This window comes from Streptomyces sp. NRRL F-525, from assembly GCF_000716605.1.
GTDB lineage: Bacteria > Actinomycetota > Actinomycetes > Streptomycetales > Streptomycetaceae > Streptomyces.
Window position 1 is genome coordinate 162,890 of sequence record NZ_JNXE01000033.1, and the last position, 17,951, is coordinate 180,840.

11 protein-coding genes are annotated in these 17,951 nt (G+C 70.9%); 1 reads left to right on the plus strand and 10 read right to left on the minus strand.

Features of this window, described 5'->3' with window-relative positions; genetic code table 11:
- Positions 1-17: 17 nt before the first annotated feature.
- The 8 genes from OO69_RS35815 to eccD all read right to left on the minus strand — a co-directional run bounded on the left by OO69_RS35815 (position 18) and on the right by eccD (position 8,594).
- Positions 18-383 (minus strand): hypothetical protein, encoded by a 366-nt coding sequence (locus OO69_RS35815; protein ID WP_033285061.1) that lies wholly within the window; start codon positions 381-383, stop codon positions 18-20.
- Between the two features lie 7 nt (positions 384-390).
- Positions 391-840, minus strand: a complete 450-nt coding sequence (locus OO69_RS35820) for a YbaB/EbfC family nucleoid-associated protein (RefSeq protein WP_033285062.1) — start codon at positions 838-840, stop codon at positions 391-393.
- A complete protein-coding gene (locus OO69_RS35825; protein WP_033285063.1) occupies positions 837-3,959 on the minus strand; it encodes an AAWKG family protein in 3,123 nt (1,040 codons plus the stop codon). Before OO69_RS35825 ends, OO69_RS35820 begins: the two co-directional genes overlap by 4 nt.
- A gap of 99 nt (positions 3,960-4,058) precedes the next feature.
- Positions 4,059-4,508 (minus strand): type VII secretion system-associated protein, encoded by a 450-nt coding sequence (locus tag OO69_RS35830; RefSeq protein ID WP_033285064.1) that lies wholly within the window; start codon positions 4,506-4,508, stop codon positions 4,059-4,061.
- A gap of 118 nt (positions 4,509-4,626) precedes the next feature.
- Complete coding sequence (locus OO69_RS35835) at positions 4,627-4,950, minus strand: WXG100 family type VII secretion target (protein ID WP_033285065.1); 324 nt, start codon at positions 4,948-4,950, stop codon at positions 4,627-4,629.
- Between the two features lie 59 nt (positions 4,951-5,009).
- Positions 5,010-5,348 (minus strand): hypothetical protein, encoded by a 339-nt coding sequence (locus OO69_RS35840; RefSeq protein WP_033285066.1) that lies wholly within the window; start codon positions 5,346-5,348, stop codon positions 5,010-5,012.
- Between the two features lie 221 nt (positions 5,349-5,569).
- Positions 5,570-7,138: a type VII secretion protein EccB gene (gene eccB, locus OO69_RS35845; RefSeq protein WP_033285067.1), complete on the minus strand. Its 1,569-nt coding sequence runs from the start codon at positions 7,136-7,138 to the stop codon at positions 5,570-5,572.
- A 55-nt stretch (positions 7,139-7,193) separates the two neighbouring features.
- Positions 7,194-8,594 carry a type VII secretion integral membrane protein EccD gene (gene eccD, locus OO69_RS35850; RefSeq protein WP_033285068.1) on the minus strand — a complete coding sequence of 467 codons (1,401 nt, stop codon included), beginning with the start codon at positions 8,592-8,594 and terminating at the stop codon, positions 7,194-7,196.
- A gap of 328 nt (positions 8,595-8,922) precedes the next feature.
- On the opposite strand from eccD, the gene OO69_RS35855 reads away from it, so the two are divergent.
- Positions 8,923-12,858, plus strand: coding sequence for a type VII secretion protein EccC (locus OO69_RS35855; RefSeq protein WP_033285069.1), 3,936 nt, complete (start codon positions 8,923-8,925; stop codon positions 12,856-12,858).
- A 226-nt stretch (positions 12,859-13,084) separates the two neighbouring features.
- Here OO69_RS35855 and OO69_RS35860 read toward each other — a convergent pair whose 3' ends face one another.
- Together OO69_RS35860 and OO69_RS35865 are read right to left on the minus strand one after the other, a co-directional pair.
- On the minus strand, positions 13,085-14,350 hold the full coding sequence (locus tag OO69_RS35860) for a S8 family serine peptidase (RefSeq protein ID WP_033285070.1): 1,266 nt from the start codon (positions 14,348-14,350) through the stop codon (positions 13,085-13,087).
- On the minus strand, positions 14,347-17,691 hold the full coding sequence (locus tag OO69_RS35865) for a right-handed parallel beta-helix repeat-containing protein (RefSeq protein ID WP_033285071.1): 3,345 nt from the start codon (positions 17,689-17,691) through the stop codon (positions 14,347-14,349). Before OO69_RS35865 ends, OO69_RS35860 begins: the two co-directional genes overlap by 4 nt.
- Positions 17,692-17,951 lie beyond the last annotated feature (260 nt).

The following is a 17,951-nucleotide window of genomic DNA, read 5'->3' on the forward strand; positions in this document are numbered from 1 at the left end:
AGGGGCGATCCGCTGCGTCAGTGCTTTCCGCCGTGCGAACCACCGTCGGTGTCGCCCGTGTTGATGTCGGAGTCGTGGATGGCGCCCAGTACGCCGTTCTGCGTGCCCAGCACGCTCTTGAGGTTGGTGAGGGTGCCGTCGCCGATGCTGACGATCGCCTCGGAGAGGGACGAGCCGGTCTTGATGGAGCCCTCCCGTTGTTCCTTCTCCTGCGGCAGCATCTGCTTGGCGTAGCTGTCGTCGTGTCCGGGCCAGCCGGAGGTGGACGACACGTCCGTGATGAACTCGTTGATCATCTCATTGGCCAGCCGGCTGATCTGCTCGATCTGCCGGGTGCCGGCGACGAGCGCGGGCGGGGCGGCGGAGTAGGCGTTCGAAGCCATCGTCTTCTCAGTCCTCCGGGTCTTCGCTGATCTCGTCGCGGAGCCGGCCGGCCCCACGCCGTCGGCCGCCCTTGGGGCCCTCCAGGACACCGGGCCCGAAGATCTTGTTCCAGTCCACGTCGAAACCGGTGATCTCGGGTGCCTCGGGGTTGGCCTTGGTGAAGGGCTCGAAGGTGGCCATGACGTGCCGGGCCATCCGTGCCCGTGCCTCCTGCACCGCCTCCAGCACGCTCGCGGCGAGCTGACCGGCGGGCATCGTGCGGTACTTGTCGTCCAGGAAGGTCACCGCGCGCAGGTCGCCCTGCGCGGAGACGGTCACCTCGACCGCGCGGTCCGCCGAGCGCACCGTGCTCTCGGCGTGGGCGAGTTCACCCTCCGCGCGGGCCACCGCGGCCTCGGTGGCCTCGAGTTCGGCCACCGCCTTGGCCAGCCGCTGCTCGATCGACTCGCTGCTCATCGGCCGATCACCGCCGGCGAACCGCCCTCGTCGGTGCCCCAGACGTCCTCGTCCTCGGTGAGCCACGCGTCGCGGGCGCGGTCGCCGCTCTCCGTGGAACGGCCGTTCTGGCCTGCGCCGTTGCCGCCGGGGCCGCCCACCGGGTACGGGGCGCTGGACGTGGTGGGCCGGGTGTACACGACGTCCTCGTCCTCGTCCACGTTCGCCGCCCGGTTGGTCCGGCCGCGCCGGGTGGAGCCGTTGGCCGGGTCGGTGAGGACGGCCCGGGTGCGCTCGCTGGTGCCGCCCTGGCCACCGCCTCCGCCACCGCCCATACCACCGCCGCCCATGCCTCCCATGCCGCCCATCCCCATCGGGTTGAGCGGGGTGCCGCTGGACGCGCTCTGCTCTCCGGTGGAGGCGCCGAGGGCGGCGGTGTCGAGGGAGTCGGAGCGCAGCGCGCCGCCGGTGTAGGGGGTGCTGTCGTAGTCGTCGTAGCCGCCGTCGAGGCCCGAATCCAGGCCGCCGGAGGACGAGTTGAGACCGCCGCTGCTGAGGCCGCCGCTGTTGAGCCCGCTCGTGTTCAGGCCGCTGGTGTCGAGGCTGCTGCCGTTGTTCAGGCCGCTCGTGTCGATGCCGCTGGTGTCGATGCCGTTGCCGTTGAGGCCGCTGGTGTCGATCGAGGACGAGGGGAGGTCGCTGCCGTCGATGTCGGTGGTGGTCGAGTGGCCCGACGGGTCGGTGGTGGTGAGCTGGCCCGTGTCCGGGTTGAGGGTCTGGATGGAGCCGTCCGGGAACTTCGTGGTCAGCGTGCCGTTGTCGTTCAGCGTGGTGGTCGAGCCGTCCGGGTTGGTGAAGGAGTCGCCCGGGTTGAGGTGCGAGGTGGTGACGTTGCCCGAGGGGTCGGTGACGGTGACCTGGCCGGTGTCCGGGTTGAGCGTCTCGGTGGAGCCGTCCGGGAACTTCGTGGTCAGCGTGCCGTCGGAGTTGAGCTGGGCCGTCGAGCCGTCCGGGGTGGTGAAGGAGCCGTCGGTCGGGTTGAGCGTCGACGTGCTGACGGTGCCGTCCGGGTTCGTGGTGGTGACCTGGCCGGTGTCCGGGTTGAGGGTCTGGCTCGTGCCGTCCGGGAACTTGGTGGTGAGCGTGCCGTCGTCGTTGAGCGTGGTGGTCGAGCCGTCCGGGTTGGTGATGGTGCTGCCCGGGTTGAGCTGGGAGACCGAGGTGGTGCCGTCCGGGTTCGTGGTGGTGACCAGGCCGGTCGACGGATCGATGGTCTGGGTCGAGCCGTCCGGGAACGTCGTGGTGAGCGAGCCGTCGCCGTTGAGCTGGGTGCTGCCCCCGGTCGGGGAGTTGAGCGTGGTCGAGCCGTCCTTGGTGGGGTCGTTGCTCGTCAGCAGCGAGTTCGGGGTCAGGCCGCCGTTCAGGATGGAACTGGCGAGCTGGGTCGGGTCGTTGCCGTTCGTACCGTCGCCGTTCAGCGGGTTGTCGGTGCTGAGGTTGTTGAGGTCGTCGAGCCCGCTGCCGACGTTGTTCAGGCTGTTGCCGAGGTCGTCGTTCAGGTTGTTCAGGCTTGAGTTCAGGCCGTCGCCGATGTTGTTGAGGCTGTCGTTCAGGTTGGTGTTGAGGTTCGTGCCGAGGTTGTTGAGGCCGTCACCGAGGTTGTTCAGGTTGTCGTTGAGGCCGTCGTTCAGGTTGTTGAGGTTGTCCCCGAGGTTGTTGAGGTTGTCGTTCAGGTTGTCGTTGAGGTTGTTGAAGTTGTCGCCGAGGTTGTTGAGGTTGTCGCCGAGGTTGTTCAGATTGTCGTTGAGCTTGTCGTTGTTCTCTTTCGCCTCCTCCTCGGCGATCTCGTTCTCCTCCTTCTGGAGGACCTCGGAGAGCGTCTCGTTGTTCTTGTTCGTGACCTCTTGGTCGAAGGCGTCCTGCACGTCGGCCCAGGCGTTCTTCACATTGCTGAGCGCGTCGATGGACGGCTGCTTGAGCTTGGAGTCCGCGTGGTCGGACCAGCTCTTGACCGCGGCGTCGGCGACCTTCTGCCAGGTGGTGTGCTGGGTGAGGTCGCCGTACTCGGGGACGGACTGCTTGAAGTTGGCGTCCGTGGAGTAGGAGGTGTAGTCGCCCCCTCCGTACTCGCTGTAGGTGGACGTCGTCGACGACAGCACGTGGTTGATGTTGTTGTTGATGACCCACTGACTGATCTCGTCGAGGATCTTCTTCACGTGGTAGTGCGGGTCGTGCTGACCGTCGGACGCCCAGTCGTTCCACGCGGTCTGCAGATCGGTGACCGCCTGCTTCAGCGCCGTCTGCGCGGCGGCCAACGCGTCGCTCAGCTTCGACTTCGGGACGTAGCCGCCGAGGGTGGTGTTGGTCGGCGTGTAGTCGGTGCCGCCCAACTGGGAGACGTAGCCGTTGTAGTTGGTCTTCAGCTCGTCCAGCAGATGCCAGAAGAGGCTGGCCGCCTTGCCCTTCCAGGCCGCCTGGTCCTCGCCGAGCGAGGTCATCCACTTGTCGACGATGTCCGAGTGGTCCTTGAAGAACTGCACCACCCGGTCGAAGGACTGCCCGGTGTTCTCGAAGGAGAGCATGTCGACGGCGTTGGCGTCGATGACCGACAGCCCGCTGTAGGAGAAGCCCTGTGTCGAGTACGGCGACGCCAGGATGTGGTCCAGGACCAGCTTGCTGCCCGAGATGTACTGGGCCATCGGCCCCGAGTCCCACTGGACGTGCGAGTACGAGCCCTCGAACGCGCCGCCGCCGGTGACCTCGCCGCCGCTCCAGAGCGTGGCGCGGCCGTTCCCGTCGACGGTGACGCCGATCATCACGATCCGGGCCTTCTTCATGCTCACGCTGTCGTGCGCGCCGTCCCCGCCGGCGTCGTAGAAGGCCAGGTCGTAGTCCTCGCCCTTGTTGACCTGCCAGCCGCCGATCGCCGAGTAGTCGGCCGCGGTCACCGACCTCATGTCGATGCCCTGGATGTCCATCCGGAACAGCTTGAGGTCGCCGAAGTCGTCGTTGGCGGAACTGCTCAGCTTGTCGAACAGTGCGGACCGGGCCGGGATCGTGTAGCCGGTGAAGTCGGTGACGGCCTGGGCGAAGTAGTCGTCCGGGTCGTAGTTGGCGGTCCCGGTGGTGGTATCGGCCATGGGGCGGACTCCGCTGCGGAGGAGGAGGGGGACTGGGTGGGGGGTTCCAGGGGACAGGGCCCGGGGCCCGGCGGGAGCCGGCGGGCCGCGGGCCCGGCCTCAGGAGGTCTTCGAGTCGCTGCCGCTCATGTCGCCGTCGACGGTGTCGAAGATGTCGAGCAGCTTCTCGCCGTCGATCGAGTCGAGACTGTCGCCCTGTGTCTTCAGCAGGGTGGTGATGGTCTCGTCCAGCGCGTCGTCGATGTCGTCGAAGAGCGTCTTCTGACCGGTGAGGATCTTGTCCAGCGCGGTCGCCTGCGTCTTGAGCGCCTCCACCAGCGTGGACCCGCCGACCGGGTCCGAGCTGTCGCCGCCGTTCATCAGGCCGATGCGCAGGATCTTGGCGAGGCCCTGGGCGGAGCCGGCGCCGGTCTCGGCGATCAGGTTCTTCAGGGACCGGACGCCCGCGTTGTCCTTGCGGATGTTCACCAGATCGGTGATGAAGTCGGCGACGTCGGTGTTCTTGAAGTTCTTCAGCGCGGTCGAGTCGAGGTGGGTCAGATCTGCCATGGGTGCCTCCGCGGGCGGAACGCGCCGACCCTGGCGTACGGCGCGGCGACGGAACGGGAAGGAGCCTGGACCGCACCGACCACGAGGGGACCGGTCGGTGCGGTGGGGACCGGCCGGCTCAGCGGCCGATGGTGACCTCGGACCACATCTGGCTGAGCGAGTTCTCGCTGTACTTGTAGCTGCTGGAGATCTCGTTGAGGAGCTGCGAGTGCGAGGTGAGCAGCGTCTCCATGTTCTGCACCGCGCCGTCCCAGGCCGCCTGCTTCTGGCGGTAGGTGTCGGCGTCGTTTCCGTACCAGGTCTTGGACAGCTCGCTGAGCTCGGCCTCGAGGTTGGACAGCGTCTGGGCGATCGCCTTGGTCTGCGCCACCATGTCGTCCGCGGCGTTCGACATGTGGTTGTAGCTGACGTAGATGACACCGTCGGACAGGTTGTCTGCCACAGCTTGCCTCTCTAACGCGATGAGTCTTGCGCGATGGGGGGATCGGACGTGACGCGAGGTCAGCCGGCGAGCTGGTCGAAGGCCGACTGCGCCGCGTTGTACGCCTGGTTGATGGAGTCGTTCGAGGAACCCTGGGTCTTGTTGTGTTCCACGAGGCTCTGGTTCAGCCGGTCGATGACGTCCTCGAGGTTCTTGAGGATGACGTTGCACTGGCCGTCCCACTGGGCGAGGAGCTGGCCGTACTGGCCGCCGTCGCTGCCCTGGTAGCCGCTGCCCAGGGTGGAACGGGTGCTGTCGACGTCCTGACGGATCTTCACGATGCCGCTGAAGGCGCTCTCCAGGGCCTGGATTCCGTTCCGGGTCGAACCTTCGCTTGACTGCTGGCCATCTCCAGCCATCGTCCCACCTTTCGTAAGTCGATCTGATGTACAGGTGCAACTGAGCCTAGATTGGCGGAAGTTGCGCTGACAACGAACTGAGGAAGATCTGAGCTTGCGTACCGCTTCCGTTCAGATGCTTTTACCGGTAAGCAACTTGACCGGAACACGCGGTTCCGTGGTCGGCGGTTCTGGAGTGAATCCAGTTTGGCGTGAACACGATCTCCATCGGCGTGAATCCGTCAGTTCCCGGCCCCCGAGGCCGAGTTGAGGGATCCGCCCGCCGGGACCTGTCCGGGTACCGCGGGAAGTCCGGCCTCGATCCCGGACCGTCCGCCGGCACCGGCACCGGCCCCCGTGCCGCACTGCGCCGCCGCGCCGCCCGTGCCCCCGCCCACCGAGCCGGAGTCCGACGCCGCCGCCCGGGCGCTGAGTTCGGGCCCGGTCGGCAGCATCGACAGCAGCGTGGACGGCACCTTCACCGGCGTGGCCCCGCCGTAGCCGAGCGCCGCGAGGGCGTTGGCGTCCGGGATGCGGTACTTCACGCCGTCGTCGCCGACCAGGAAGGTGGTGTCGCCGACGGTCTCGCCGGCCGCGCCCAACGCCCGTACCAGCGCGCCGTGTCCGGGCCGTGCCACCACCCGGTCCACGTTCACGCAGGCCGCGGTCAGCGCCGTCGGGTCCGCCTGGGCCTCGGGGTACAGCGCGGTCTCCGCGACCCGGACCGAGGTCACCCGCACCTGTCCGTCGGCCGGGTCGACCTGGGCGCACACCGACTGGCCCGCCGCCAGCGCCAGCGCGCTCGGCGGGGTGTCCGGCAGCCCGGCCACCGACGGGTCGGTGCCCGCCGATCCCGGTGCCTGGTGGGCGCGCAGGTCGGACACGTCGATGGTGACGACGTTCGGCGCCCCTCCGTCGTAGGCCTCCTTGCGGGTGTCCGGATCGCCGAGCAGCAGCGCGGACTGGGTGTCCGTGACCGGGTGCAGGCCGTCCTTCTGGAGGAGGTACTCCTGGTTGCCGGAGCCCGCGACCACGCGGAACACCTGGCCGATCCGGGTTGCCCTGCCGCCCAGTTCGGGCCCGGTGGTGCCGCGGCCTTCGACCTTCGGGGTGGCCAGGTCGGGGCCGGTCACCAGGGCGTCGAGGAAGGCCGCCGAGACCGGGCGGGGGGTGACGGGCGCGTAGCCGAGGGACTCCGCGGCGCCCGAGTCCTCGTCCAGCTCCAGGCGGCTGCCCTGCCACACCAAGTAGGTGTGTTTGTCAGGGCCCTTGACCACCAGCGCCGACTTCGCGCCGACCGGGTCCGTCGTCACCGGGGCGCCCGGCACGAGGGTCGTCTGCAGGCCGGAGCCGGTCGAGCAGACCTCCCAGGGCGAGGACTCCAGGTCACTGGTGCCCGGTACGGAGTCGGGGGCGCCGGTGATCCCGACCGGCCGGCCGACCGGCGTGCCCGCGAGCGACTTCGAGCCGACCGACGTGGTCTTCAGGTCGGCGCCGCCGATCAGCACGGCCGAGGCGTAGTTGCGCACCGGGCGCAGCCTGCCGTCGGCGTACAGGTAGCGGGCGCCGGTGTCCTTGTTGACGATCAGGGTGTCGCCCGTGCGCCAGGCGTCGTTGCCGCCGGGCCTGAGCAGCCCGAACACCAGCGCCCCGGCGCAGAACAGCACGCCGACGATCAGGCCGACCAGCGCGCCCCGGCTGGTACGGCCCAGCGGGCTCTCCGGTGCGTCCGGGTCGGCGAGCAGCATGCCCGAGGTCAGGCGGCCCATCATGAACGTGTGCGCTTGCACCTGGTCGCGCTTCGACCGCACGCTTTCCTCCTGGCTCGGTCGTTCGTGTTCTGGTTCGCTCGGCCCTGGCGGGCGGTCAGCCGAACATGCCGCGGAGGGTGCCGAAGACGCCCAGCAGCCACAGGGTCAGGGGCAGCAGGGCGATCGCCAGCAGGGAGTGCAGGATCTCCGCCGCGCGCCCCCAGTACGGGACCAGGCGCCGTCCCGGTACGGTCCACACCGCGACCGTGAGCACCGCCGCCACCGCGAGCAGGCCCGCGACCAGCAGCGTCCGCTCGGTGCCGGACAGCCGCAGCCCCCAGCCGAACGCGAGCAGCAGCAGACCCCAGGCGCCCGGCAGCACCAGCACGAGCCGCTGCGCGGTGTTCACCAGGCCCCGGCCGTGCAGGAGCAGCAGCAGCGACAGGACCAGCGCGACCAGCAGCGCGGGGAGGCTGGGGCGGCGGGCCAGGGCCACCAGGCAGGCCGACGAGAGGACGCCCGTGGCGCCGTAGAGCGCGGTCATCCACTCGCCGGCGAGCTCGGTGCGTACGGCGACGTCGTTGCCCCGGTAGGGCTCGATGCCCTCCTGGAGCTGTTGCGCGTTGGTGGGCAGCGCGGGCATGCGCATCCCGGCGAACTTGAACGACAGCGAGGGCACCAGACCGCCGAGCAGCACGGTGAGCGAGGCGACGACACCGGCCGCGGCCGCCACCCGCACGTCGAACACCGTCATCAGCACACCGCCCACCGCCGTAGCGAGCGCCACCAGCGCCGACGCCAGGAACAGCGGGGTGCGGGCCGCGGAGGCCGCGAGGGCGAGGACCGCGCCGCCCGCCCAGGCCGCCGCCGCCCCCAACAGCCGTGCCCCCAGCACCTGGTGGGCCTGCGGACCGCTCAGCTCACCGCCCGGCACCAGCCAGCCCGCGAGCGCGAGCGCCGGTGACGCGAGCAGGCCCAGGATCACCCCGGTCGCCGGATCGTCCACGGCCCGGCTCGCCGACGCGGCCCCGGCCAGCAGCAGCAGACCGGTTCCTACGGCGGTCGCCGCGCGCAGCGACGCCGGGGCGCCCGGCAGCGCCAGCAGGACAAGACCGGCCAGCACCGCCACCGCGAGCAGGCCGCGCAGCAGGCGCCGGGCCGCCTCGGGGCTCCAGCCGTGCAGCCGGTCCCGGGTGACCGCGGCGATCCCGTCGACCAGGTCGTCGAGGCGTACCTCGGGCAACGCCTCGGTGCGCGGCCGGAGATGGAGCGCCTCGCCGTCGGTCAACCCGAGCGAGGCGAGCGTCGCCTCGTCGTCGAGCGGCCGGCCGCCGAGGCGCTGGAGTACCCAGCCGTCGTGTTCGAGACCGGTCTCCTCGGCCTCCTCCCCCGCGTACCGCAGCACGGTGGGCAGCAGGTCGGCGACCGGCACGTCGGACGGCACGGCGAGGTCGATGGTGCGGGCCGGGGCCCGCACGGTCAGATGGCACAGGCCGGTCACGGAAGTGTCGGTCATACCGGGGCTCACGTCTCCTGGACATCGAAACGGGGGCACGCGGCGCGGCGTGCGGGGGTGGGGGGAACTGAGGGAAACAGGGTGCCGGTGAAGCGGGGGGTGACATGGACGTACAGAGTTGACGGGGTGCACACTACTGACACTCCCTACGACGCGTGTCAACGGGAGCCCCCACCAACGGTGTTGACAGCGTCCTCCACCGTGCCAGTGCCGAGGCCCGTTCCGGTGCATGCCCCCACATGCCGCCACGGTGCGTGAAGTCCGTTAGGAGCCCCAAGCGTTGAGCGTGGTCCTGTTCCGTCGTCCTGCCCGCCGCCGCGGACCCGACATGCCCGCAGGCGAGTTGGTCCTCCAGGAACCGCCGACCCTCATGGAGACCGTCCCGGACACGTCCGCGGTGTGGACGTATCTGCCGATGGCCATGATGTCGGTCTCGATGATGATGCTGTTCCTGCGGTCGGGCGGCCAGTCCAGCGGTGTCTTCATGTACATCGCGCTCGGCATGATGGTGATGGCCGCCGGCGCGATGATGATCGGCCAGGTCATGCGCAAGGCCGGCGACCGCAAGCAGCGGCTGCGCGGTGAACGCCGGGACTATCTGCGCTACTTGGCGCAAAGTCGACGTACGGTGCAGCGTGCCGTGGTCGAGCAGCAGCTCGCGCTGGCCTGGCGGCATCCCGAGCCCCGGGTGCTGCGCACCATGGTCCGCACGACACGGCTGTGGGAGCGCCGGGTCAAGGACGAGGACTTCGGCGAGGTGCGGATAGCCGTCGGCGACCAGCAGCTCGCGATGCGGCTGACTCCCGTGTCCAGCAAGCCCGTTGAGGACCTGGAACCGCTGTGCGCGCACGCCCTGCGCCGCTTCATCCGCGCCTACAGCACCGTTCCCGGCCAGCCGATCGCGCTGTATCTGCGGTCCTGGTCACGGGTGTTGGTGCACGGCGACCACGACGCCGCGCGCGGGATGCTGCGTGCCGCACTGTCCCAACTCGCCCTGTTCCACCCGCCGGAGGAGCTGTGGATCGCGGTCTGCGCCGGTGACGAGGTGCGCGCCGAGTGGGAGTGGGTGAAGTGGCTGCCGCACAACCAGCACCCCCAGGAGACCGACGGCGCGGGCCCGTTGCGCATGGTGGCCTCCGCCTTCACCGACCTGGAGGACCAGCTCGGCAGCGAGTTCTCCGAGCGGCCCGCGTTCGACCCCGACGCCGTGCCCGGCCGTGACGAGCCGCTGGTGGTGGTCGTGGTGGACGGCGCGGGCATCCCGGCCGGACACCGCTTCGACGGCCCCGGTTTCCGCAACGCCGTCGTCCTCGACCTCTCCGACAGCCTCACCTGGCGCCCCGGCCGCACCACCCTGCGCCTCGACGTCGCCCCGGACTCGGTCTCCCTGGTCCGCACCGACCGCAGCCGCAAGGAACAGGCCACCGTGCTGGGCCGCCCCGACCGGGTGGGTCCGGTCGCCGCCGAGGCGCTGGCCCGGCTGATCGCGCCGTACCGGATGAGTCTCTCCTCCGACGCGGTCGAACCGCTCTCGAACGACACCGAGTTGACGACCCTGCTGGGCATCGCGGACCTGCACCGGCTCGACCCCGACACGATCTGGCGGCGGCACACCGGCTCCGGCCGGCTGCGTGTCCCGATCGCGGTCGGCGCGGACGGGCGGCCCGTGGAGCTGGACATCAAGGAGTCCGCGCAGGGCGGCATGGGCCCGCACGGCATGCTGATCGGCGCGACCGGTTCCGGCAAGTCCGAGCTGCTGCGCACCCTGGTCCTCGGTCTCGCGCTCACGAACTCCTCCGAAACACTCAACTTCGTCCTGGTGGACTTCAAGGGCGGCGCGACCTTCCTCGGCCTGGACGAACTCCCGCACACCTCCGCCGTCATCACCAACCTCGCCGACGAGGCCGCCCTGGTGGAGCGCATGCAGGACGCGCTGCACGGCGAACTCATCCGCCGCCAGGAGCTGTTGAGGTCGGCGGGCAACTACACCTCGGCCCTGGAGTACGAGAAGGCGCGGGCCGGCGGCGCCGATCTCGCCCCGATGCCCAGCCTGTTCGTCGTCGTGGACGAGTTCAGCGAACTCCTCGCCTCGCACCGGGAGTTCATGGAGCTGTTCGTGATGATCGGCCGCCTCGGCCGGTCGCTGGGCGTGCATTTGCTGCTGGCCTCGCAGCGCCTGGACGAGGGCAGGATGCACCAGTTGGAGTCGCACCTTTCCTACCGGATCGGTCTGCGCACCTTCTCCGCGATGGAGTCCCGGGGTGTCCTCGGTGTCCCCGACGCCTACGAACTGCCCTCCCAGCCCGGCAGCGGCTACCTCAAGTCCGGCATCGAGGCGCTCACCCGCTTCCGCGCCGCGTACGTCTCCGGCCCGTACCGCAGGCGCGGCGGCGCGGTCGCGCAGGCCCGGGTCGCCACCCAGGTGGTGCCCTGGTCGACCGGGTACATCGTGCCGCGCGCTCCCGCGCCGGCCGCGATCGTGCCGGAGCCCGAGGCGGAGGAGAGCGCCGAGAGCCTGCTGGCGGTGGCGCTGGACCGGCTGCGCGACTCCGGGCCGCCCGCACACCGGGTGTGGCTGCCGCCGCTGGACACCGCGTCCCCGCTGGACGTGCTGCTCGGCGGTCTGGCCGAGGACCCGGACCGCGGTCTGAACGCGTCCCGCTGGAACGGCGCCGGAAAGCTCCGGGTCCCGGTCGGCCTGGTCGACAAGCCCTTCGACCAGCGCCGTGACCCCCTCGTCGTGGACCTCGCCGGGGCGGGCGGCCATGTCGCCGTCGCGGGCGGCTCACAGAGCGGCAAGTCAACCGTCCTCCGCAGCCTCATCATGGCGCTCGCACTCACCCACACCCCGCGCGAAGTCCAGTTCTACTGCCTGGACTTCGGCGGCGGCACGCTCTCCCAGCTGACCGGTCTGCCGCACGTCGGCGGGGTCGCGGCCCGCCTCGACACCGAGCGGATCAGCCGTACGGTCGCCGAGGTCACCGCCGTCCTCACCCAGCGCGAGCAGTTCTTCCTCGACAACGGCATCGACTCGATGTCGACGTACCGGCGCCGCCGCGCGGCCGGGGAGTTCCCCGACGAACCGCACGGCGACGTCTTCCTGGTGATCGACGGCTGGTCGGCGGTACGGCAGAACTTCGACCAGTTCATCCCGACGTTCAACCAGATCGCCACCAGCGGTCTCAACTACGGCATCCACCTGATCGTCGCGACCGCCCGCTGGCTGGAACTCACCGCCCCCGTCCGCGACCAGTCCGCGACCCGCCTCGAACTCCGGCTCGGCGACACGATGGACTCCGTCGTGGACATCCGCAAGGCGAGCGCTGTTCCCCAGATCCCCGGCCGAGGCCTGACGGTGGAGACAAAACTCCACTTCCTCTCGGCGCTACCACGAGGCGACGGCTCCACGGACCCCGAAACCCTCTCCGAGGGCGTGGCGGACCTGGTCGACCGCATCGCCTCCGCCTGGCACGGCCCGCGCGCCCCCCAGGTCCGGATGCTCCCGCACCGACTCCCCGCCGCCGAACTCCCCGAGCCCCAACTCGGCGACGGCGTCAGCCTCAAGATCGCGCTCGGCCAGGACGAGGAGACCCTCGGCACGGTCTGGCACGACTTCTCCCGCACCCCGCACCTGGTGGCCGTAGGCGACACGGAAAGCGGCAAGACCAACCTCCTACGGCTGGTCGCGGACTCGGTCGTCGCCCGCTACACCCCCGCCGAGGCCCGCATCCTGGTCGTGGACTACCGCCGCGGCCTGGTGGACGCGGTCCCCGAGGAATACCGCCTGGGCCACGCAGTAGCCCTGGAGGCTCTCAAACAACTGGTAGGCGGCTCGGCAAAGGCGTTGCGCACCCGCGTCCCGGGCCAGGAGATCACCCCGGCCCGCATGCGCCAGGCCGACTGGTGGACGGGCCCGCGCCTGTTCGTCCTGGTCGACGACTACGACATGGTCGGCGGCGGCACGGTCATGGACCACCCCTTCGCCCCGCTCTTCGAACACCTCGCCCTGGGCCACGAGTTGGGCCTGCACGTGGTGGTAGCCCGCTCGGCGACAGGCGCGGGCCGCGGCCTGAACGACCAACTCCTCCGCCGCATGGACGAGGTCAACACCCCAGGCATCCTGATGTCCTGCTCCCCGTCCGAGGGCTACGTCTTCGGCAACGTAAAGCCCCGCGTCCTCCCCCCAGGCCGAGCCCTCCACATCGTCCGCCGCAAGCCGTCCCTCATCCAGACGGCACTGGCGGCGGGGGCGGCGGCGGAGTGAGAAACCCGCACTGAAACGGGACGGCCCCGGGTGACTGTTCGTCACCCGGGGCCGTCCCGTTCAGCGTGCACGACGGCCGAGGCCGAGGTCGCTGCTGTGCCCGCGGTGTCCAAGGGGCGCTACCGCCCCCGGACGGCGGCAGCCAACCAAGGGGCGCGGGGAACTGCGCGACCAGCCCCCACCGGCCCGCAGATACCCACTGCCCGACCCGGCACCGCCGAAGGCCTCACCCTTCCAGCGACGTGCCCGCACCCGCCGGGACCGCCGGTTCCACGGCAACCGCGTTCTCCGCACCCTCCGTCCGGACAGACGGCTTCCAGCCCAACCGCCGCCCCCGAGGCAGGATCAACCCCAACCACACCACCGCGACGATCACGGCAAGCCCCGCCGACGCAGGCCACAACGCCCGCCGCAACGGCCCGGCCGCCTTGTCGGCAGGCAGGTGGACCGGGGTACCGGCATCGCCCCGGGACGGCGCGGCGGCGGCACCGGTCAGGACCGAGGTGACCGCCGCGTACGGGTCGAGGCGGGGCACGTCGGCCGGGTAGGCGGAGCTGCGGAGCAGGGCCGCGGTCTGGGCCGCCGTCAGGTCCGGATGGACGGAGCGCACCAGCGCCGCCGCCCCCGCCACGAACCCGGCGGCCAGAGACGCCCCCGACCCGATGTAGTGCCCGGCCTTCTTAGGGCCGATACCGACAACTCCGTCTCCAGGGGCGGCAATTGCCGCACTGGACGTCGTGTACGCGCCGGTCGGCCGCTTGCCGGAGACATCGACATCAAGGACGGAGAGCACGCCCTCGTCGGCGGCCGGGAAGTAGTCACGGGCAGGCGGACTCTCCGTCGACGACCCGGCGGTCGACGGCGCGTCCGGTACGGCCGCCGCGATCACCAGCACGTCCTTCTTCGCGGCCAGCGCGACCGCCGACCGCAGCGCGGCGGTGTCACCGGCGAGCGCCGCCGACACGGTCACCACCTTCGCCCCGCCGTCCACCGCGGCCCGGATCCCGTCCGCGACCTGCCCCGCGGTGACCTTCCCCCGCGCGTCACTCCCCCGCACCGCGAGAATCCGCGCCTGCTGCGCCACCCCCGCGAACCGCACACCGTCCTCCACGGCCGCACCGACCAGCCCGGCCACAAAGGTGCCGTGTCCCACACAGTCGGTCCCGGCGTCGCCGACCGCAGTGACCCGCCCCTTCAGCGCGGGCGCGGAGGACGAGACCCCGGTGTCCACCACGCCCACCGTCACCCCGGTGCCCGAAGCGAAGGGCCAGGTGCGGCTCAGCTGGAGCGAGACCTGCTCCCAGGGCACATCGGTGGCGCGCCGGTCCGAGCCTGTCGCACAGTCCGCGTCGGCGTCCAACTGCGAGGACAGTACGGGGAGTTGGACCGTACTGCCCGCCGCCGACGCGGACCCGGCGCCGATCGCGCTCGCGGCCCCCGTCAGCAGCAGCGCCAGACCGGCGGCGACGGCCTTGCCATGTGTCGTCGTCATGCCCGGGCCGCCCCACTGGAAGTGGGAGACGCGGCCGTCGGATCGGCGAGGTCCTCCGGGAGCAGCAGCCGCAGGTCGTCGAGGCTGGGGACGGCCAGTCTGCTGAGCCGGCCCGCCTGTCGGGTCATCATCCGCTCCAGGATCTGCCGGGCGGTGCGCGCGTTGCCGAACGACCGGTCGCGGGGCAGCGAGTCGAAGTACTGCCGGAGCACTGGTCCCAACCCGGCCGCGCACTCGTAGCCGAGCTGTACGGCGTGCTCGCGCACGATCGTGACCAGCTCGTCGGAGGAGTAGTCGGCGAACTCGACCCGGCGCGAGAAGCGGGAGGACAGACCCGGGTTGGAGGCGAGGAACGTCTCCATCTCCTGGGTGTAGCCGGCGACGATGACGACCACCTTGTCGCGGTGGTCCTCCATCAGCTTCAGCAGGGTGTCCACGGCCTCCCGGCCGAAGTCGGAGCCGGACGCCTCGCGCGGGGTGAGGGTGTACGCCTCGTCGACGAACAGCACACCGCCCAGGGCCCGTTCGAAGACCTCGCGGGTCAACTGCGCGGTGTGGCCCACGTATCGGCCGACGAGATCGGCGCGGGACACCTCGACGAGCTGGCCGCGCGGCAACACGCCCAGGGAGGCGAGGAGTTCGCCGTAGAGTCGGGCGACCGTGGTCTTGCCGGTGCCGGGCGGGCCGGTGAAGACGAGGTGGTGGCTGAGGCGCGGCACCGGGAGTCCGGCGGCCTCGCGCTGCTTGGCCGTGGACACCAGGTTGACGAGGTCGGTGACGTCCCGCTTGACCGCGTGCAGTCCGACCAGCGCGTCCAGCCTGCTGAGCGCGTCGTCGCCGGGGTCGACCGCGTTCGGGCCGTCGGCGGCGGTACGGGCCGCCTCCTCGCTGATGTCCTGCGGCAGCAGCAGCGAGAGGTCCTGCTCGGTGACGTCGGTCAGCGCGGAAAGGCGCACCGCCTGCCGGTCCACCATCTCCTCGAACACCTGCCGTGCCGCACGGCCGTTGCCGAACCCGGCGTCCTTCGGTAGGCGTTCGAAGTGCACCGCGAGCGCGTGCCGGGTCTCGTCGGCGAGCGCGTACTGGTGGCGTACGCACATGCTCTCCATGATCTCGACCAGCTCCGGCACCGAGTAGTTCTCGAACTCGACGGTGCGTGAGAAGCGGGACGCCAGACCGGGGTTGGAGCCGAGGAAGCTGCGCATCTCGTCGGAGTAGCCCGCCGCGACGACGACGACGTCCTCGCGGTGGTCCTCCATCAGCTTCAGCAGGGTGTCGACGGCCTCGCGCCCGAAGTCGGCCCCGGAACCACGGGAGTCGGAGGTGAGGGTGTACGCCTCGTCGACGAACAGGACGCCGCCCAGGGCCCGTTCGAAGGCCTCGGTGGTCTTGATGGCCGTACCGCCGATGACCTGGGCCACGAGGTCGGCGCGGGAGACCTCGACGAGGTGGCCGGAGCGCAGGGCGCCCAGCTCGGCGAGGATCGTGCCGTAGAGGCGGGCGACGGTCGTCTTACCCGTGCCGGGGGGACCGGCGAAGACGAGGTGGCGGCTCATCGGCGGTGCGGACATGCCGAGTTGGGCGCGGCGGGCGGCGAGCTGGGTGAGGTTGACGAGGGTGCGGACCTGTTCCTTGACGTTGTCGAGGCCGATGAGGCCCTCCAGCGCGGCCATCGGTCCGTCGGGGCGGCCGGGACCGTCGGAGGCGGAGACGGTGCCCGCCGGGTCGGTGCCCTCGGCCTCGCCGAAGCCCCAGGCGTCGCGGGACTCGTTGCCGGTGCTGGTGAGGTTCTCCACCGCGAGCCGGCCGCCCGCCTTGGCCTGGACGAGGCCGCCGCCCTTGTTGTCGCGGACCGTGCAGCCCACGACCGACACCGGTGCCTCCGACTCGACGCGGATGCCGTCGCGGTCGTTGCCCGCGGCCTCGCAGCCGTTCAGGGAGGCCCGGCCGCCGTCGCGGACCAGGAAGCCGTGCTCGGCGGACGCGGCGGTCCGCACCCGGTTGGCCGTCAACTCGCCGCCGGTGTCCACGAGTACACCGCAGCCACCGGCCGAGACCAGCTCGCCGTCCCGGAGCGCGGCCGTGCCCTCGCCGCCGATCTCCAGACCGGCGCCGCCCGGGTTGTTGACCCGGAATCCGGCGAGATAGACGTTGCCGCCCGCCGCGACCTCCGCGCCCGCGCCGCCCGGTGCCTCCACCGTGCAGTCCTCGACCCGGCCGCGCCCGCCGTCGCGCACGGAGACCCCGGAGCCGCCCGCGCCGGTGATCCGGGCGCGCCGCACCAGCGGGTTGGCGTTGCCGCGGATCACCACACCGGCGCCCTTGACGTCGATGATCTCCACGCGCTCCAGCTCGGCCGCCGCGTCCTCTTCGAGCAGGACGCCGTCGCTCTCGCCGTCCCGGACGGTCAGGGAGGTGAGCGTGGGCGAGGAGGCACCGGCCACCCGCAGCGCCGCCATCTGGGCGCCGGTCAGCCAGCAGTCCTCGTACGTGCCGCGCGAACGGTCCGTCACCAGCAGGCCGTTGCCCGTGGTGCGGGCGGTGCGGCAGCGGCGCAGCACCGGGTCGGAGCCGTGCGAGACGATGATGCCGGGGCCGCTGCTGCCGGTGACCCGCACCTCCTCCAGTTCGCAGCGGGCGGTGCTGGTGATGTGCACGCCGATCGAGGTGTCGCGGACCACGGTCCGCAGCACCCGTATCGCGCTGCGCTCCTCAAGTGCCAGCGAGGGCTTGTCCGTCGAGGCGAGGTCGCAGTCCTCCACGGAGCCCTGGGCGTCGCCGTTGGCGAGCACGCCGTTGCCGCGCGCGTCCCGTACGGTGCAGCCGCGCAGGGTGGCCCGGCCGCGCTCGCCGATCACCACCCCGCTGGTGCCGAAGTGTTCGAGGGTGCAGGACTCCAGCGAACTCTCCGTGGACGAGGTGACGACGACTCCCGCGCCGGTGCGGTTGGACACCCGGCACTCGCGCATCGCCAACGAGCCGGAGTTGCGCGCCAGTACGGTCGTCCACGAGGCGCCGGACAGATCGCAGCCCTGCATGGCGACCTGCCCGTGCGAGGCGTCCACGGCCGGGTGTTCCTCGTCGTGGCCCTGGACCACGAGGTCGGTCAGCATCACCGCGTCGACGCGCAGCGAGATCACGGTGCCCTTGCGCGGGGCCAACCGGACGGTGCCGCGCGCCTGTTCGGCGACGATGGTGACCCGGGTGGTGACGACGAGGTTCTCCTCGTACGTCCCCGGGCGCACACTCAGCACCGCGCCTCCGCGCGCCCTGGCCAGGGCCTCTCCGATCGTCCGGGCGTCCCCGGTGCCCTCCGGACAGACCGTCAGTACCTGGCGCACTCAGCTGACCTCCTCGTGTCGGCACCTGTCGGTTGCGGCAACCCCATCATGCCGTCCCCGCACGCGCGTTCCCACTCCGGTCCGGAAAGCGGAACGTTCGCGGCGGGTGCGCGCGGTGCGGCACAACAGTGCCGTACGGCGAATTATGGGCTGTTGCGCAACGGCCGTACCAGCACCGGGGCTTGTGCGTGACGATTGTTAACTCCGGTGAAAGGAACCGCTGTTGGCGCATGCGCGTGAAAGGACGTGAATAGGATTGC

What these genes read in the sequence shown, in the direction of transcription:
- OO69_RS35815 (WP_033285061.1), bottom strand. Translation starts at nt 383, where the DNA reads ATGGCTTCGAACGCCTACTCCGCCGCCCCGCCCGCGCTCGTCGCCGGC.
- OO69_RS35820 (WP_033285062.1), bottom strand. Translation starts at nt 840, where the DNA reads ATGAGCAGCGAGTCGATCGAGCAGCGGCTGGCCAAGGCGGTGGCCGAA.
- OO69_RS35825 (WP_033285063.1), bottom strand. Translation starts at nt 3,959, where the DNA reads ATGGCCGATACCACCACCGGGACCGCCAACTACGACCCGGACGACTAC.
- OO69_RS35830 (WP_033285064.1), bottom strand. Translation starts at nt 4,508, where the DNA reads ATGGCAGATCTGACCCACCTCGACTCGACCGCGCTGAAGAACTTCAAG.
- OO69_RS35840 (WP_033285066.1), bottom strand. Translation starts at nt 5,348, where the DNA reads ATGGCTGGAGATGGCCAGCAGTCAAGCGAAGGTTCGACCCGGAACGGA.
- eccD (WP_033285068.1), bottom strand. Translation starts at nt 8,594, where the DNA reads ATGACCGACACTTCCGTGACCGGCCTGTGCCATCTGACCGTGCGGGCC.
- OO69_RS35855 (WP_033285069.1), top strand. Translation starts at nt 8,923, where the DNA reads ATGCCCGCAGGCGAGTTGGTCCTCCAGGAACCGCCGACCCTCATGGAG.
- OO69_RS35860 (WP_033285070.1), bottom strand. Translation starts at nt 14,350, where the DNA reads ATGACGACGACACATGGCAAGGCCGTCGCCGCCGGTCTGGCGCTGCTG.